This is a genomic window from Flavobacterium sp. A45, from assembly GCF_002001005.1.
Lineage (GTDB): Bacteria > Bacteroidota > Bacteroidia > Flavobacteriales > Flavobacteriaceae > Flavobacterium.
In genome coordinates this window covers 34818-53262 of the sequence record NZ_MUNX01000075.1, presented here as the reverse complement: position 1 = coordinate 53262, position 18445 = coordinate 34818, and the positions used below count along the sequence as shown (strand labels likewise).

The 18445-nt window shown below is 34.1% G+C and carries 11 protein-coding genes; 9 read left to right on the top strand and 2 right to left on the bottom strand.

The features are described from left to right. Positions 1-114: 114 nt before the first annotated feature. Together B0E44_RS08550 and B0E44_RS08545 are read right to left on the bottom strand one after the other, a co-directional pair. On the bottom strand, positions 115-1173 hold the full coding sequence (locus tag B0E44_RS08550) for an NAD(P)-dependent alcohol dehydrogenase (RefSeq protein WP_077373020.1): 1059 nt from the start codon (positions 1171-1173) through the stop codon (positions 115-117). A 394-nt stretch (positions 1174-1567) separates the two neighbouring features. Then, positions 1568-2482 (bottom strand): hypothetical protein, encoded by a 915-nt coding sequence (locus B0E44_RS08545; protein ID WP_077373017.1) that lies wholly within the window; start codon positions 2480-2482, stop codon positions 1568-1570. Positions 2483-2947: 465 nt separating this feature from the next. Between B0E44_RS08545 and B0E44_RS08540 the strand changes: the two genes are divergently transcribed. The 9 genes from B0E44_RS08540 to B0E44_RS08500 all read left to right on the top strand — a co-directional run bounded on the left by B0E44_RS08540 (position 2948) and on the right by B0E44_RS08500 (position 18360). After that, positions 2948-3286 (top strand): helix-turn-helix domain-containing protein, encoded by a 339-nt coding sequence (locus B0E44_RS08540; protein WP_077373014.1) that lies wholly within the window; start codon positions 2948-2950, stop codon positions 3284-3286. Next, positions 3261-3854: an ImmA/IrrE family metallo-endopeptidase gene (locus B0E44_RS08535; protein WP_077373011.1), complete on the top strand. Its 594-nt coding sequence runs from the start codon at positions 3261-3263 to the stop codon at positions 3852-3854. Before B0E44_RS08540 ends, B0E44_RS08535 begins: the two co-directional genes overlap by 26 nt. Positions 3855-4640: 786 nt before the next feature. Next, on the top strand, positions 4641-7379 hold the full coding sequence (locus tag B0E44_RS08530) for a substrate-binding domain-containing protein (protein ID WP_077373008.1): 2739 nt from the start codon (positions 4641-4643) through the stop codon (positions 7377-7379). 230 nt (positions 7380-7609) lie between these two features. Beyond that, positions 7610-8968, top strand: coding sequence for a sugar porter family MFS transporter (locus tag B0E44_RS08525; RefSeq protein ID WP_077373006.1), 1359 nt, complete (start codon positions 7610-7612; stop codon positions 8966-8968). Further along, positions 8931-10535 carry a glycoside hydrolase family 32 protein gene (locus B0E44_RS08520; protein ID WP_077373003.1) on the top strand — a complete coding sequence of 535 codons (1605 nt, stop codon included), beginning with the start codon at positions 8931-8933 and terminating at the stop codon, positions 10533-10535. The genes B0E44_RS08525 and B0E44_RS08520 overlap by 38 nt, the downstream gene beginning before the upstream one ends. A gap of 12 nt (positions 10536-10547) precedes the next feature. Next, entirely contained in the window at positions 10548-13652 is a 3105-nt protein-coding gene (locus B0E44_RS08515; RefSeq protein ID WP_077373000.1) for a TonB-dependent receptor, read from the top strand. A 21-nt stretch (positions 13653-13673) separates the two neighbouring features. Continuing rightward, positions 13674-15365, top strand: coding sequence for a RagB/SusD family nutrient uptake outer membrane protein (locus tag B0E44_RS08510; RefSeq protein WP_077372997.1), 1692 nt, complete (start codon positions 13674-13676; stop codon positions 15363-15365). 20 nt (positions 15366-15385) lie between these two features. Beyond that, positions 15386-16783 (top strand): DUF4960 domain-containing protein, encoded by a 1398-nt coding sequence (locus tag B0E44_RS08505; protein ID WP_077372994.1) that lies wholly within the window; start codon positions 15386-15388, stop codon positions 16781-16783. 20 nt (positions 16784-16803) lie between these two features. After that, on the top strand, positions 16804-18360 hold the full coding sequence (locus tag B0E44_RS08500) for a glycoside hydrolase family 32 protein (RefSeq protein ID WP_077372991.1): 1557 nt from the start codon (positions 16804-16806) through the stop codon (positions 18358-18360). The last annotated feature ends 85 nt before the right edge of the window (positions 18361-18445 follow it).

The following is an 18445-nucleotide window of genomic DNA, read 5'->3' as shown; positions in this document are numbered from 1 at the left end:
CAAAGCATACTAATAATTAGATTCTAGATTGAGATACGAATAGTCATATTGCTTTTGTAATTCTCAACATAAAATCTTAGCCACTTAGATTCTTAGAATCTCAGCAACTTTTTCTCATCCCTTGAGCGAAGCCATATCAATCACAAAGCGATAGTGTACATCACTTTTCAACATTCTTTCGTAAGCTTCGTTGATGTCTTGCATTTTGATTAATTCAATTTCGGACACGATGTTGTGTTTTCCACAAAAGTCAAGCATTTCCTGAGTTTCGGCGATCCCGCCAATTAAAGAACCTGCTACCGATTTTCTGCCCATTATCATAGGAACAGTGTTCAAGAAAGGTTCCAAACCGCCTAAGTATCCCACAATAACCAAAGTTCCACTGGTATTCAAAGTTCCAACATAAGGATTTACGTCGTGAACATAAGGAACGGTGTCAATAATCAAATCGAATTTTCCACTTACGGATCCCATTTGGCTATCTTCGGTTGAAATGATAACAGAGTCGGCACCCAAGTCCAAAGCGTCTTTTTCTTTACCTGGAGTTCTTGAAAATAGTGTAACTTCCGCGCCCAAACCTTTGGCTAGTTTTATTGCCATATGTCCCAATCCGCCCAAACCTACAACGGCAACTTTACTTCCTTTACCCACTTTCCAGTGGCGAAGCGGTGACCAAGTCGTAATACCGGCGCACAACAAAGGCGCAGTAGCGGCAAGATCAAGATTCGCAGGTACTTTTAGAACAAAGTGTTCTTCAACCACAATTTTTTCAGAATAGCCTCCATAAGTCATTCCACCCAAATATTTGTCGGGACTGTTATAAGTACCAATCCATCCGTTCGAGCAATATTGTTCCAGATCGTGTTTGCAGTTATCGCAAGTGTGGCAAGAACCAACCAAACAGCCCACTGCCGCAAAATCGCCCACTTTTAGCTTGGTGACTTGACTTCCTACTTTGGTCACTTTTCCAACAATTTCGTGGCCAACAACAGTCGGATATGTCGTGAATCCCCAGTCATTTCTAGCGGTGTGCAGATCAGAGTGACAAACGCCACAATACAAAATATCGATTTCAATATCTTTCGCAGTTGCGTTTCTGCGTTGGATATCCATTTGTTTTAGGGGGGCATCAGCAGCTACAGTGCCGTAAGCTTTTACATTTGTGGTTTCCATATTTTTAAAATTTTGATTATAAATGCTTGATTTTAAGACTCATAAAGATACTGAGTTTTTTTTGTTAATTATTTCATTTATAAGTGAATTAACTAAAGAATGTTTGATGATTTTTTTAGGAGCAGAAAATCCATTTTCATAACATATTCAGTCCCGCTGTCCGCTAAATCTTTTCCTGGCTAAAGGATTCAGGAAAAGGATATCGCTTCCATCGGGGCTAAACGAGAAATTTAGTTTTTAATAAAAATTTTAGCCGATTGTATTCTTGTACTTTGGGTGCACGAGCGGGATGCTTGCGTTAACAGAGGGATTAAAAAAAGCCTCCAAAAAAGTTTTTTGAAGGCTTTACAGTTGTTGCTGTTTCTTTAAAAGAAATGATTAGGGCATTTTTATTTTAATTTTCGATAATATTATCTAAATCTAATGCTGGATAATGTGCTTTACTATAATCAAGAAAGTCTTGCAGAGAGCCTTGATATTCTAAAACAAAATCTACTAAATCATTTTTAGGCTTTCCATAAGCCTTATAGATTTCTTTTATTATAAGTTTTTTTGTTCCATCTTTTAATGTTGAAATCATTTTATCATTTTTGGCAACAACTTTCAGATCCATTATATCTTTAGAAATATAATTGCTAGCTATAAAATAATTATATCTAGTGGAATAAGCTCTTCCGCCGGAGACAATAATTTTAGGAACTAAAATTATTTTTTCCCCTTTATATTGAGGAAGATTATATTCTTTAGTATCCCATTTTCCAAGTGTAGAATTATAGAACCTAACTTTAGTTTTGAAAGTTTGAATTTTATGTTTTGCACATTGTTTCTCTGTAAACTCTGCAAATATATTTCTGCAAACATTAGAAATCGTATCTGACATTATATCTTGGCCAATACCTTCTACAAGTAACAAAATATTATGAGCTTCATTAGTAATTGATATACCTTGTTGAGCAAATATATTTTTACTTAATGAGTCATAAATTAACTCTGCTTTTTCATGGGCAATGGCTTTTCCTTTGTTTGAATCTGAATATCCTAGATGATATTCGTTTGGTTCATGCAAATCTGATAGAAATTTTAGTCCATTTGTCTTATCCTTAGGAACGATATATTTTCTATTTAGGTTTGTGAAAAAATCTACTAATTGTAGATAAATTTCATCTACAACTTCATACTCTCTATTATTCGCAATTAGAAAAGGGCAAATAAATGCTAATAAATCCCCATCGAGCGGGATATTTACGAATTCAACAAAATCTCTTTTGTTTATTCTATAATGATCTTTGAATGTGTGTACTTGTTTCATGAGTAATTTGAATTAAAAATTAATGCTTTATTTTGAATTAATAAGATGAATTTGGGCATTTCACCCGTATTGTTTTTTTTATATAATAATCTATTTATCAAATAACTAATGATTTAAATGCAATTTTGACACACACTTTAATGTTTCTCCTTTGTATTAATATTAGAGCTTTTGTAATTAAAAATTATACTTAGGTTATTTTATGGATCCATAGTTTTATTATTTTAATTAATATTTGGTCTTTAAATGAAATTTATTCAAACCATGTATTTTTTTTGTTTCTACTATTCTTTCAACTTCTCGACAAGAAAGATTTGACGAAATCAGTATTTTTGTTAAATATAAAGTACTGTTTCTTTTATGAAACAAATATCTCTGCAAAGAAACGAATTAAATTTGTTTCTTCAAAGAAACATTTGTACGTTTGCAGAAACGTTATTCACAATTATTTAAAAGTTATTCACAATGAGCACTTCATTAGATACCCAAAGGTTTTCAGAAATGATTAAATCGAAAAGAGGAAGTAAAGGTTTGAGAGTACTAGCTTCTGAAATAGGTGTTAGTGCATCAACACTTTCAAGAATAGAACAAGGAAACTTACCTGATATAGATACATATTTAAGATTGTGTGATTGGCTTGAAGTTTCAACAGATTATTTTACAAATTCAAATTCAAATATCGAAGATGTACAGAATGAAGTTATAGCACATTTAAGAGCTGATAAAACATTACCACCATCAACTTCTGAAGCTCTAATACAAATGATAAATTTAGCTTATGCCTCTGCAACAAAAGAAAACTAAATATAAAAGAGGTTTTAAGAAATGGTCAGATGAAAAAGTCATTGAATTAAGAAATCAATTAGGATTATATCCATCTTCTCCTCTTTGTGCATTTAAGTTATGTGAATTTTTAAAAATACCTATTTTAGAACCATCAAGTGTACAAGGACTTTCAGAAGAACAATTAAATGAGTTATTAGGTAATGGTTCAATCCACTGGTCTGCAGCCACAATTCCTTTAAAAGAAGGAAAATATATTATTGTTCATAATCCAACACATTCTCCGGCCAGACAACAAAGTAACTTAATGCATGAGCTAGCTCACATTATTTGTGAACACAAGGTTTCTGAAAAAACAAAAACCACAGGATTATCTGGTTTTTTAAGAAGCTTAGATATTGAACAAGAAGATGAAGCTGAATGGTTAGGTTCATGTCTTCAACTTCCTAGACCCGCCTTACTTTATTCATTAAAAAAGAGGATGACATTTGAAGAAATTGCAGAACACTATAAGTGTAGTATTGAAATGGTTCAGTATCGTATAAACATTACTGGCGTTACTCGTCAATTAGCTTATAAGAAAAATTAAAATATCTATTATAATCTAACTTTTCGGTTTGTAGTAAGAAGTTTTATAATTTCATTCTGCTTTAACCCGCTCCGCATTCTCCTGACTTTGTACCTTTTTTAAATGCTCTTTAAAGCTGTAAATCTAATAAAAGTCTCCCGACTTTTTCCGTAATTATCTTTCAAATTCAACGCCTTTGCTAGTATGATCGCTTATAAATCGAAATGTTCCTTAGTATATTGAAAAGAAAAACTACAAAATAACAGCTTTGCTACTTTGCAGTTTTTTATAATTTTTGAAACCTCTGCAATTCTAAAAACATTCACGGAAAAAGTCGGGAGACTTTTATCATGTTTATGATCTTTCAAGAACTTTTAAGAAACGCAAAGTCAGAGACATTTGCGTAGCATACACGTTTCCATTGAACTCTTCGGGGAGCGGGTTATTAGGTAATTAATGTTTTGTTGTTTAGGATTTGAGTTTTTTTAAAGCTATAAAAAATTACTGTTCAACAAGTTTCTTGATTAGTGAATTGTTTTCTTATTTTTCAGCTCAAAATATAATTGAGAAGTAGAGTTGCAAATAAAAATTGCATGCTAAGTTAAGATATATTTTTGCAATTAATTTAATTATGTGTGTCTACAGTTTTGCAGGCATAAAATAAAAGTTTAAATTTACTTTTTTATTATTACGACTTCCTTCCTTTATCATTATCAAAATAATCCTTCCTAATTATTTTGATAATAGTAATTTAAAATACTTTATTATTTTAAAGACATATTCATTTTACCTAAATTTTATTCTTTTATGAATCATATTGTCAAATATACATTTGTACTTCTTGTCGTTTCATTCAGTTTAGTGTCCTGTAAACAAAAAAGCGGTAATAAGATAAAAGTCGGTTTTTCGCAAGCCATGACCACCGATGATTGGCGTAAACAGATGAATAGTTCCATAAAGGTTGAAGCCTCTTTGCGACCTGAAGTTAATCTTACTATTCAGGATGCTAATAATAATGTAGAGAAACAAATTGAAGACATTGAAAGGTTTATTTCAAACAGGGTTGATGTGATTATTGTATCTCCAATTGAATCAAAGCCATTAACTGCAGTTGTAGAAAAATCAATAAAAGCAGGTATTCCTGTCCTAATTGTTGATAGAAAAATCGACAGTGAAAACTATACAGCTTATCTTGGCGCCGATAATATTGAAATTGGTCGCATTGCTGCCCGATATATTATTTCTCACAGTAAAGGTTCTGGAACAATCATTGAAATTACCGGATCAAATGGTTCATCTCCAGCTTATGAGCGAAGCCTGGGATTTGAACAAATAATCAATGAAAACAAGCGGTATAAAGTAGTGAACACTATTCATGGCGATTGGGAGGGAGAATCGGTTAAAGCACCATTAAAAACTATTCTTTTACAAAATCCGGACATTGAATATATTTTTGCTCATAACGACCGTATGGCTTTAAGTGCTTGGGAAACAGCTAAAATATTAGGATTAGAAAAGAAAATTAAATTTATAGGTGTTGACGGATTGAATACGGTGAATGGTGGTATAGAATTGGTAAAAGGAGGTGTTTTAGACGGGACTATTTTATATCCAACAGGAGGAAATGAAGCACTGAAATTGGCTCTGAAAATGTATAATAAAGAACCAATTTCAAAAAACAATATCCTAAATACAATAGTTATAGATCAGAATAACGCTGAGATTATTGAAAATCAAATGGATAAAGTTGATCAACAGCAAAAAGTTATCGAGTCGCAGCAAGGGGCTATAAAAGTTCAGGAAAGAGAATATGCTTCGCAGAATAACCTTGTTCGGTTATTGAGTTTTTTCTTAGTTATTATTTTGAGTTTAACCATCTATAGTATTTATTCGACGATTTCTATTTCAAGAAAGAAAAAGCAACTTGAAAAAATTAACCAAACTGTAATTGATCAGAATGATGAAATTCAGAAGATGTCTGAAATTGCTAAAAAAAGCAATGAAGCAAGATTAAATTTCTTCACAGGATTATCGCATGAGTTTAAAACACCTATTACTTTGATAATGAGTTATGTGGAGTCGTTAATTGAAAACGATAAGATTAAAGGGACTGCGCTTATAGAAGAAGTAAAGCTAATCCATAAAAACTCCAATCGATTATTGAGATTGATTAATCAATTGCTGGATTTTAGGAAAATTGAGGAGCAAAAATTTTCATTAAGAGCTTCAAATACCAAAATTTACGATTTTTCCACTGATGTAATGGCAAATTTTAAGGGAGAAGCGGCTCGAAGAAACATTGATTTTCAGCTGACCTGCAAAAACAAAAACATGGAATTGTTCATTGATCGAGGTTTGATGGATAAGGTATATTTTAATCTACTTTCTAATGCTTTTAAATTTACTCCTGATAATGGTAAAATAGCTATTTCAATCGTTGAAAATTCAGATGATACGGTAAAGATTTGCTTTAAGGATTCCGGAATAGGAATTCCTGAAAATGAATTGGATATGGTATTTAATCCTTTTTTTAGAGCATCAAATAACAATAAAAACAGTTCAGGAATCGGATTGTATTTATCAGAAGAGTTTGTGGAGTTGCATCACGGTAAGATTGAGTTGAAATCAAAGCAAGGCTGTGAATTTACAGTTACTTTACTTAAAGGGAATAAACATTTGAAGTCTTCAGAAATTGTAGATAAAAGTGAAAATCTGAATGCAGTTTCTGATTTTTTAATTGACAATATAAATTCAGATATTGATTTAGAAATTGCCAAAGTGCATTCGGAATCTGAAAAACATACATTATTGATCATTGAAGATAATGTCGAATTAGTTTCATTTTTAAAAGTAAAGCTTTCAAATGAGTATTTAGTTTACTTTTCCGACGGAAGTGATGCGATAGAGAAGGCCATGGAAATTATACCTGATGTTATTATTTGTGACATCAATTTAGTAGATAAAAATGGTTATGAAATCAGTAAAGAGTTAAAGAAAGATTTAAGGACATCTCATATACCGATTATTGTTTTAACGGCCCAAAGTAACAAAGAGTCCGTTTTGAAAGGGTTACAGAGTGGAGTTGATCAGTATCTTACCAAACCATTCAGCCTTTCTGTTTTAAGAGAATCTATTTCTAGTTTACTTTTTAATAGAGAAAAACTACGATATTATTATACCAATAATATTTATCGCATTGAACATGAATCGAAATTTGGTAATCAAGAACAATCCTTTATCACTAAGATGAATGATATCATTAATTTAAATGTCGAAAATCCAAAATTTTCAGTTGAAGACCTTGCAGAAAAGCTTAATGTGTCTAGAGTGCAATTGTATCGTAAAGTAAAAGCTATAATAGGGATTAACATCAGTGATCATATTAATAATGTAAAATTGGAGAAAGCAGCAGAGCTTTTAAAGTCTAATACAATGAATATTTCTGAAATTGCATACTCTCTTGGATTCTCTACTCCAAACTACTTTTCAACTGCTTTTAAGAATAAATTTGGAATATCACCTAAAGAATACAAATCTTCACTTTAGTTAGATTCAAAATTGATACTATTTTAGGTATCAATTTTGAACCTTATGTAACAGAATCGAAACTACAAGGTTTTCGTAAATAAGTTTTAATTCCCGTAAACCCTTGATAATAAAGGCTTTGTTTTTAAAATGCGAAACCAATAATTATTGAGGAATTAAATTGTAACATCATTAAAAATAAGTTGTTTTTTTTGCGAATATCTTAGCAACAAGTTTTTAATACATGTACAATGAATAAGATATTACTTTGGTCCGTTACTGCTGCACTGGCAGGTTTTCTTTTCGGTTTTGATACCGTAGTTATTTCTGGAGCTGATAAACAATTGCAGCTTCTTTGGCATTCATCTGATGCTTTTCATGGATCTGTTGTTATGGCAATGGCACTTTGGGGTACAGTTATTGGTGCAATATTTGGTGGATTTCCAACAAATAAAATTGGTAGAAAAAAGACATTGTTCTGGATCGGAGTCTTATTTTTAGTCTCTGCCGTAGGTGCTGCATTTGCCAACGATCCTTATGTTTTTGCTGCCTTTAGATTTTTGGGAGGAATTGGAGTTGGAGCTTCGACGATTGCTGCACCAGCTTACGTTTCTGAGATCGCTCCTGCTGATAAGCGCGGACGTTTGGTTGCCTTGTATCAGTTTAATATTGTATTGGGAATTTTGGTAGCCTTTATTTCTAATTATTTCTTAAAAGATATTGGTGATAATTCCTGGCGATGGATGATAGGTGTTCAAGCTTTCCCTTCATTAATTTATTTACTTTTTATATTGGTTATTCCTGAGAGTCCAAGATGGTTACTGTCTAAGAACCGTATAGATGAAGCACGTTTGATACTTTTCAAAATTGATCCTTCTGCAGATATTAAAAGTTTGGTAGATGATAGCAATGAAAATCGTGCTAAAAAACATGAAAATATTTTCATGAAGAAATATCGTTTTCCATTAGTCTTAGCTTTTTTGATTGCGTTTTTTAATCAATTTTCAGGAATTAATGCCTTTTTATATTATGCTCCAAGAATTTTTGAAGAAGCTGGTTTAGGACAAAATACCGCTTTGCTAAGCAGTATAGGAATCGGAATCACAAATCTTATATTTACTTTAATCGGGGTTGCATTAATCGACAAACTAGGAAGAAAGTTGTTGATGTACGTTGGTTCTGTTGGATATATCATTTCGTTAGGTTTAGTGTCGGCTTCTTTTTATTACAACTGGGGAGGTTTAACGGTGCCTATTTTTCTTTTCTTATTTATTGCTTCACATGCCATTGGTCAAGGAGCTGTTATTTGGGTTTTCATTTCAGAAATTTTTCCAAATCACATTCGGGCTTCAGGACAAGCTTTTGGAAGTTCCGTGCATTGGGTTCTGGCAGCAATAATCCCGTCATTAATTCCGATGCTGTTTTCTGAAATTGGTCCGGAAGTAGTATTCTTAATTTTTACGCTCATGATGGTGCTACAATTATTATTTGTAATCTTTTTAATGCCTGAAACCAAAGGGATTTCTCTAGAAGTATTAAGCGAAAAACTAACTAAAAAAAATATCAATAAAAATGAAATCAACGAAACATCTCCCGCTGGTATTCTATAGTGCCATATTGCTGTCTATAGGAGGATGCAAACCCTATTCGGCCGCTGCACAAATTACAGATGTTAAGACAACTTCTGTTGAGGAGCAGCTCTACCGTCCTAATTTTCATTATAGCCCGAAAAAGGGATGGATGAATGATCCTAACGGAATGTTCTTTGCCAATGGAAACTATCATTTGTTTTACCAATATTATCCTGATGGAAATAAGTGGGGACCGATGCATTGGGGGCATGCAATCAGTAAAGATCTAATTAAGTGGGATGAGCAGCCAATAGCAATTTATCCAGATAAAGACAAATATATTTTTTCTGGAAGCGCCGTGGTTGATGTTAATAACACATCAGGTTTGGGTACTGGTAAAACAGCTCCAATTGTTGCGATTTATACTTTGCATGATATGACAAAGGAAAAAGAAAATAAAATCGATGTCGAGCAGCAGGATATCGCTTATTCGAATGACAATGGTTTTACATGGCAGAAATTTGAGGAAGGAAATCCTGTCGTGAAGAACCCTGGAATTCGTGATTTTCGTGATCCAAAAGTGACTTGGGATGAAACCCATAAGCAATGGATAATGGTATTGGCAGCACAAGACCGTGCTCAGTTTTATAAATCTATAAATCTTAAAAACTGGGAATATGCATCCGATTTTGGGAAGGACATCGGTGCGCATGGCGGTGTTTGGGAATGTCCAGACTTCTTTCAGATGAAAGTCGAAGGAACTAATGAAACCAAATGGGTTTTAATTCAGAGTCTGAATCCTGGAGGAGCCAATGGAGGTTCGGGAACGCAATACTTTATTGGAGATTTTGATGGAACTACTTTTACTTTGGACACCAATTTTGCACAAAGAGTTACCACTGAAAAAGCGGTCTGGCTGGATTATGGCAAAGATAACTATGCAGGAGTTACCTGGAATAATATCCCAAGTTCTGATGGAAGAAAATTATTTATCGGATGGATGTCGAATTGGGATTATGCACAACAGGTTCCAACAACCGGATGGAGAAGCAGTATGACAGTACCGCGTGAAATTCAACTGATCAAAAAGGATAGTGATTATAGTTTAATCAGTAATCCTGTTTTAGAATTGGAGAAGTATTATTCTAAAACCCAAAAAGAGAAAAAGCTGATTGGAAAAGAAAAACTTGAAATTGTGTCATCGGGTAAAGTAGATCTGACTAAAGCTGTAATCTCTTTTAGATTGGAAAACTTGAAAAATGCTGTTTACAATTTCACATTATCAAATGCAAAAGGCGAATCGGTAACTTTTGGAATTAACAATTCGGAGAACTTCTTGTTCCTTGATCGTTCAAAATCTGGAAAAATAGATTTCTCTGAAAAATTTGCATCAACTATTTCAAAAGCACTTTTGAATAAAAATCAAAAAACTGCTGACCTTAAAATTGTACTTGATAAAACCTCAATTGAAATATTTTATAACAATGGTGAAAAAGTAATGACGGAATTATTTTTCCCAACCCAGCCGTTTACTTCATTTTCAGCCTCTTCAAATGAAGGTATTGAAATAAACAATTTAATAATTAACCAATTAAAAACTAACTAAAACCAAAAAATTATGAAAAGTAAAATTTTTTATTTACTGTTTTTATTCTTTCCGCTACTTGCAGCCACAGCACAGGAAATAGATGTAAACGGTACCGTAATTTCTTCTAATGATGGGCTGCCAATTCCAGGTGCTAACATACTTATTTCAGGAACGAATGTAAATGTTATGACCGACTTTGATGGGAAATTTTCTGCCAAGAATGTTTCCCCTAATGCTACTTTCACAATTTCTTTCATGGGTTATACCACTCAAACGATTGCGATCAATGGACAAAAGGTATTAAAAATTTCATTGCAACCAGAAAATAAACAATTGAATGAAGTTGTTGTAGTAGGTTATACTAAACAAAAGAAAAGAGATATTACCGGGGCAGTAGCTGTTGTTAATATGAAAGAATTAATGAAGCAACCGGAACCCAACCCAATCAAAGCTTTACAAGGTAGAATAGCTGGGGTAAAAGTTTCATCTGATGGTTCTCCGAGCGGTGGAAACACAAGAGTTGTTATTCGAGGAGTTGGAACCTTAAATAATACAGATCCACTTTATGTAATTGATGGTGTGCCTACTAAATCAGGTATGCATGAATTAAATCCTAATGATATTGAGTCGATGCAGGTTTTAAAAGATGCGTCTTCTGCCAGTATTTATGGTTCACGCGCTTCGAATGGTGTAATTATTATTACTACGAAAAAAGGAAAAGATGGTAAAACTAGAATTAATTTTAATCAGTACACTTCTTTTTCAAATTATTCCAAAAAACTGGAAGTTTTAAATGCTGAACAATTTGGACAAGCACTTTGGCAGGCTAATATCAATGATGGATTAAACCCGAATAACAATAATTTGAGTTATCAGTTTGACTGGTCAGTAGTAAATAACAAACCACAATTGAACAATGTTTTGGTTCCAGAGTATTTGGATCCGCAACAAACATTAAAATCTTCTAATACGGACTGGTATAAAGAAATTTCACAAACCGGAATTGCTAAATCCTATGATTTGGAAGTTTCAAATGGTTCTGAAAGAGGTAACTATTTATTTTCTCTTGGTTATTATAACAATGAAGGAGTTGTAAAAACGACAGAATTCGAAAGAATCTCAGCTAGGATGAATGGTTCTTATAAATATTTTGACGGTAAACTACTCATAGGTGAAAACTTCAGTTTTAACAGAACAAATGAAGTAACAGATCCTGGAGTTCTTGATCCGGCACTTCGCGCTTTGCCTTTAATCCCAGTTCGTACCGTGGACGGAAAAGGTTGGGGAGGACCAGTAGGAGGTATGAACGACAGACAAAATCCTGTAAGGTTATTAGAATACAATAAAGATAACAATTACGATTATTTGAGACTTTTTGGTAATGCGTATGCCGATTTGGAGATCATTAAAAATCTTCATGTTAGAACAAGTTTTGGTATTGATTATAGCTATTATAACAAACGTTCTTTGCAAAGAAGTTATAAATCAGGTTATTTACAAAACGACCAAAATTCGGTTACCATTGATCAATCGGTTAGCGATAAGTGGACTTGGACAAACACTGCAACTTACAGTTTGAAATCAGGAAAAAGTAATTTGAATTTGATGGCTGGAACAGAAATGTACAAAGACGTTTTTGACACAAATACTTTGCGTAAAGAAGATTTTTTAATAGAAACACCAGATTATATGTATCCTGATGCAGGAACAGGAGAGTCGTTTACCAGCGGGACTTCGACTGCTTATTCTTTGCTTTCTTATTTCGGAAAAGCTGATTATGAGTATGATAATCGTTATTTAGTTTCAGGTACAATTCGTCGTGATGGTTCTTCCCGTTTTGGAAAAAACAACCAATTCGGTACTTTTCCAGCAGTATCTGCGGGATGGAGAATTAGTAATGAAAACTTCATAAAAGACAATGTTTCTGTAATTTCAGATTTGAAATTGCGCGCAGGCTGGGGACAAACCGGAAATCAAGAAATCAGTAATACGGCTGTGTATTCATTGTATGTTGCAAATTATGCAGGTGGGAGTCCTACTTGGGCAACTTCTTTTGGAACAGCTTATGATATTGCTGGAAATGGAAACGGATTACTGCCTTCAGGATTTATCGCAACTCAATCAGGGAATGATGATTTAAAGTGGGAAACTACAACCCAAACGAACATAGGTTTGGATTTTGGGTTTTTTAACCAAAAATTAAACGGTTCGGTAGATTTATATCTAAAAGAGACAGATGATATTTTAGTATTGCCTCCTTATTTGGGAGTAATTGGCGAAGGCGGGAATCGCTGGGTAAATGGAGCTTCGATGGAAAATAAAGGATGGGAATTTACTTTAGGCTATCAAGACGAAACTTCGTTTGGACTTAAATATGATGTATCGGTTAATTTATCTTCTAATAAAAATAAAATTACGGAACTGCCAGCTGAAGTTAAAAACAATTATGGAGGAGATGGTGTAAATGATAATATTTTGGGTCGTCCAATAAATTCTATGTACGGCTATGTTGCCGATGGATTATTTAAAAGCCAAGAAGAAGTTGATAATTCGGCCAATCAGGAAGGGAAAGGCCTTGGGCGTATTCGTTATCAGGATTTGAATGGCGATGGAACGATTACTGATAAAGATCGTACTTGGATAGGAAATCCGAATGCAGGATATCAGTACGGATTTAATTTAGGCCTACGATATAAAGGTTTTGACTTCACTATGTTTTGGGAAGGAATAAATGACGTTGATGTTGTCAATACTACAAAATACCAAACCGATTTCTGGAGTGTTGATGATGTGGGGTCTAATAAAGGAACTCGTTTACTTAATGCATGGTCATTGGATAATCCAAATTCTACAATCCCTGCTTTGACAACGGTTGATAAAAATGCAGAATCAAGATTTTCGACTTACTATGTTGAAAATGGAGATTATTTAAAACTTCGTGTACTGCAATTAGGGTATACCATGCCGAAAGATTTCTTGGATAAGGTGGGCTTAGATACTTTTCGTCTTTACGTAAGCGGACAAAATTTATTTATAATAAATGCTAAAGATTTCACAGGTGTTGATCCTGAAAGTCCTGCATTTGGATATCCGCTTCCTATGACATTTACAGTTGGACTCAATTTGTCACTATAATTAACCATTAAAGATATAAACATGAAAAAAATACTTTATATAACAGGATTTTTAGTGTTGGGAATGATTTCTTCCTGCTCTGATTTTCTAGAAAATGAACCACGTGGGGTGTTGTCTGAAAAAGATATTATTACGCCAGAAACCATCGATGGTTATATGAATGCTGCCTATGCCCAATTGGGTAATGATCATTATGATTCGCCATATAGTTTATGGCCTTTTGGAAATGTTCGTTCCGATGATGCCTATAAGGGAGGAAGTGGAACCAACGATATTCAGGATTTTCATTTTTTCGAGGTATCAAATAACATCAGACCTGATTTTGGAGAATTAGACTCATTTTGGTACATCAGTTATGTAGGAGTTTCCAGAGCGAATAAAGCTTTGCATGCTTTGGAACAACTTAGTGAAGCTGATTATCCATTGAAAAAAACAAGAATTGCCGAAATGCGTTTCTTGAGAGGTCATTTTTATTTTATGCTTAAAATTATGTTCCGAAACGTTCCTTACATAACGGAAGATGTTCCTGTTGAAAACTACAATACAATCTCGAATCATGATTTATCAAATGAGGAGTTGTGGAATAAAATTGCTGAAGATTTTCAGGCAGCGGCAGATGTTTTGCCGGATACTCAAACACAAGTTGGAAGAGCCACAAAGAAGGCCGCCTATGCTTATTTAGCTAAAACACGTTTATATCAAGCGTATACCCAAGATGATAATTTTGCGGTAACAGGTATAAGTCAACAACATCTGCAAGAAGTTATTGCTGCTACGGATAAAGTTGTAGGTTCAGCTTCTTTAGAGCCTGATTTTGCAAATAATTTTTTGCCGGGCAGTTTTGAAAATGGTCCAGAGTCAATTTTTTCTATTCAATTTTCCGATAGTGATGGGACTTTATATGGCAGATTAAATTTTTCAGATGTTCTTTCAACTCCACAAGGATTAGGATGTTGTGATTTCCATAAGCCGAGTCAGAATTTGGTTAATGCATTTAAAACAGGTTCAAACGGTTTGCCACAATTTGACACTTATAATGACACAGACTTTGATTATAAAAAGATAGACGATTTCACTGTCGATCCAAGATTATATCACACTGTTGCAATGCCAGGTTTACCGTATAAATACGATCCTGAATTTCTATATGTAGAGGCTTGGGTAAGATCTCCGGGAACATACGGTTATTATGCTTCTTTAAAAGAAAATGTGGCTCCAAGTTGCAGTTGTGTAGTAAACATTGATCCATTTTACGGAAATTCAAAAAACAGAATACAAATCCGTTATGCAGATGTACTGTTAATGCGTGCCGAAGCTTTAATTGAATTAGGAAGACAAGACGAAGCTTTACCATTGATTAATGACATTAGAAATAGAGCGTCAGCAAGTACAGGAAGACTTCCTTACGTTACTAATTTTAAAATAAGCCCTTATATTAATGGAACAAATTGTTCTTGGACGCAAGATTTTGCTCGTAAAGCATTACGTTGGGAAAGACGTTTAGAACTGGCAATGGAAGGAAATCGATTTTTTGATTTAGTTCGTTGGGGTGTTACTGATCAGGTAATGAATGACTTTTATGCAGGAGAAAAAACAAAACGCACTTATTATCAAGAAGCCTTTTTTGATAAAAATAAAGAAGAGTATTGTCCAATTCCATTAAAGCAAATTAATTTCAGCCAAGGATTATACAAACAAAATCCAGGTTACTAATCATTTATAAAACGATAAACATGAGAAAATTAATATATAAAAATATGACCAAAGCCTTTATTGCTTTGGCATTGATTTTCGTGATTTCATCTTGCGAAGACAGTTTTGAAAATGGTGGTTTTGAAGTGGATTCTCCTTCAAATGTTACTGCTTTTAAAATAAATGGAGTAAATGGAGCCATTGATCAAAAGACAGGGAAAATAAATGTTACGATGCCTTATGGATCTGAAATTACTGCTGTCACACCAGAAATCTCATTGCAGGAAGGGGCTACAACAAATTTGGATCTAACTAAACCAATAAATTTCACGAACCCGGTTAAGTTTAGAGTTGTAAATGGTAATTTGTATAAAGATTATACGGTTACGGTTGTTGTCTTGAGTCCGATCAAGAGTTTTAAAATCAATTCTGTTGAAGCAATAATCAACGATGTGAATAAAACGATTACAATGACTTTACCTGAAAACACCAATTTGACGGCTTTGCAACCTATAATTGAATTAACGGAAGGAGTTTCAATTGCTCCGGCATCAGGAACTACTATTGACTTTACCAATCCGGTTATTTTCGTAGTAACGTCTAATGGGAAAAGCGTTAATTATACCGCAAATGTTGGTGTACCCGTAGCTGGTTTAGTTGTTGCGTTTTTAGGAACGGCGGAAACTAGAGCCGGAATAACAAATCTGGATGAAATTACCGCTGCTGACTGGTTGTTCCAAAATTTTCCAGGAGCAAAATACATATCATTTGACAATATTCTAAATGGAGCTGATTTAAGTGATGTGGATGTAATATGGTGGCATTTTGATTCTGCAACGAATTTGCCTGCAGTCGCTTACAATCCTGCTGTTACGAATGCTTTAAAAAATTACCGCGCCAATGGAGGGAACTTATTATTGACAACGTTTGCATCGCAATATGTTGATGCTTTGGGGATAGTTCCTTCTGGAAAAGGACCGAATAACGTTTTTGGAGATTTTCCTCCTAATGGTTTTGTAGATGGAAATTCATGGGGAATGTCTTTTGTTGGACGTGAAACCCATCCTATTTTCGAAGGGCTAACTACTTACGAAGCCGGAAAAGCAAATTTATTACAGAGTGGTACTTTTAGGTTGAATCATACAGCTTGGTGGTTTGTTCCGGAATGGGGAGGTTATGTTAATGGAGAAGGTTGGAGAAACCAAACAGGAGGTACAAATCTAGCCAGCGAGGCATGGGATAATTCTCTTGATGGTCGTGTAACTATTGCTGAGTGGCCAAATAATGCCACAGATAAAAACGTAATTGTAATCTCAATGGGAGCTTACGATTGGTACAACGAAACCAATAGCAGCGGCGTACCAAGCCAGCCTAATGAGTTTATAAATAACATTAAGCTTTTGACACAAAACAGTATTAATTATTTGGTTAAGAATTAATCATACTAAATAAAATAAAAATGAAATATAAAAAAATAGTACTGTTATCATCAATCTTTTTTTCGCTGGTTTCCTGCAGTCAAAATGATGATACTTATATTGGAGGATCCATTTCTGGAGGTCCAGTAGAAATGACCAGTATTTATCCCGTGCCACCATCCCAATGGATGGGTGGTACGGATCCTTACTACAGTGCGGGTTATACTGGTGATATAATGCCTTATTTTGATAATGGAAAATTCCATATCTTTTTTCTGCATGATGCACAGAATAAACCAGCCGGAAAAGGTTTTCATGATATCCATGAATTTCAAAGCACTGATTTAGTCAATTTTTCTTATGAGGGTCAAATGATTCCATACGGAAATAACACAGATCCGGATTTTGCCATAGGAACAGGTTCGGTTGTTAAAGTGGGCAATGTATATTATTTTTATTATACAGGTCATAACGAAACGCCGGCTTTTATACAATCTAATGCTAGAGAAAGCGTGTTATGTGCCACAAGCTCTGATTTAAAAAACTGGACAAAAGTTCCTTCGTTTAAAATCACCGCTCCTGCAGGTTATTACAACTATGATTTCAGGGATCCTCATGTGTTTTATAATGAGGAATTAAAGAAATATTCAATGATTGTCAGTACTCAAACAGAACCAGGAAGAAAAGCCGTTTTATTGCATTTTACAAGTACTGATCCAGCTTCAGGAAAGTGGGATGTTCAAGCACCTATTTATACCACAACGCCGCAAGAGAATTATCTGATGATGGAATGTGCGGATATTTTTAAAATGGGCAATTATTGGTACTTATTTTTCTCTGAAAACTGGGGCAGTTCAAAAGGAACACATTATAGAATGGCATCTTCAATCAATGGACCTTGGATCACTCCTGAAAATGATATGATTGATGGTGAATATTTCTATGCAGGAAAAACAGCTTCCGATGGAAACAAACGTTATGTTTTTGGTTGGAACGCTAGAAAATCGCCTGAGAATGATAATGGAAACAAAGAGTGGGCAGGAAATATGGTCATTCATGAGCTGACACAAAATACAGACGGAACTCTTGGAACTCAAGCACCACAATCGGTAAAAGATCTATTTGCTAAAAGCATCAAGGTCGAAACTGATAATACTTTAGGTAATGTCACAGAAAGTAATGGCACTTATAATTTAGAAGGGGCATCGGGGAAGGCGATGATACTTTTTAAAAATATTGAGAAAAAAGTTAAGATAAAAGGGCAATTTACTCTCGGGAATGCAACTGGTTCAGCTGGTTTTGTATTTCAGACCAATGATGGCGGAAGCTATTATAAAATTGCTTTTGAGCCTAGTCAGGGTAAAATTGTAGGATATAATTCGGCTTCACAAGAAGTTACCAGAATTCCGTTTAAATTGCAATCGGGCGTGAAATATGATGTTGAAATTGTTGCCGAGGGAAGTGTTTGTATTCTTTACATTAACGGAAAAGCAGCATTGAGCAATCGCATTTATGGAAGGGATAAAAATAAATGGGGAATCATAGCGGAAGGACAAAATTTTATAGTTTCAGATCTTCAGTTAACAAAACCAGAATAAGAAAGGGATTTATCGTAATTCCATTAATTATTTGTGTATAAAGTAAGGTTAGATTAAGTTAAGCAGTTATGGGGTAAGTCGATGC

Coding starts and splice junctions, on each gene's coding strand:
- B0E44_RS08550 (WP_077373020.1), bottom strand. CDS start 1,173: ATGGAAACCACAAATGTAAAAGCTTACGGCACTGTAGCTGCTGATGCC.
- B0E44_RS08545 (WP_077373017.1), bottom strand. CDS start 2,482: ATGAAACAAGTACACACATTCAAAGATCATTATAGAATAAACAAAAGA.
- B0E44_RS08540 (WP_077373014.1), top strand. CDS start 2,948: ATGAGCACTTCATTAGATACCCAAAGGTTTTCAGAAATGATTAAATCG.
- B0E44_RS08535 (WP_077373011.1), top strand. CDS start 3,261: ATGCCTCTGCAACAAAAGAAAACTAAATATAAAAGAGGTTTTAAGAAA.
- B0E44_RS08530 (WP_077373008.1), top strand. CDS start 4,641: ATGAATCATATTGTCAAATATACATTTGTACTTCTTGTCGTTTCATTC.
- B0E44_RS08525 (WP_077373006.1), top strand. CDS start 7,610: ATGAATAAGATATTACTTTGGTCCGTTACTGCTGCACTGGCAGGTTTT.
- B0E44_RS08520 (WP_077373003.1), top strand. CDS start 8,931: ATGAAATCAACGAAACATCTCCCGCTGGTATTCTATAGTGCCATATTG.
- B0E44_RS08515 (WP_077373000.1), top strand. CDS start 10,548: ATGAAAAGTAAAATTTTTTATTTACTGTTTTTATTCTTTCCGCTACTT.
- B0E44_RS08510 (WP_077372997.1), top strand. CDS start 13,674: ATGAAAAAAATACTTTATATAACAGGATTTTTAGTGTTGGGAATGATT.
- B0E44_RS08505 (WP_077372994.1), top strand. CDS start 15,386: ATGAGAAAATTAATATATAAAAATATGACCAAAGCCTTTATTGCTTTG.
- B0E44_RS08500 (WP_077372991.1), top strand. CDS start 16,804: ATGAAATATAAAAAAATAGTACTGTTATCATCAATCTTTTTTTCGCTG.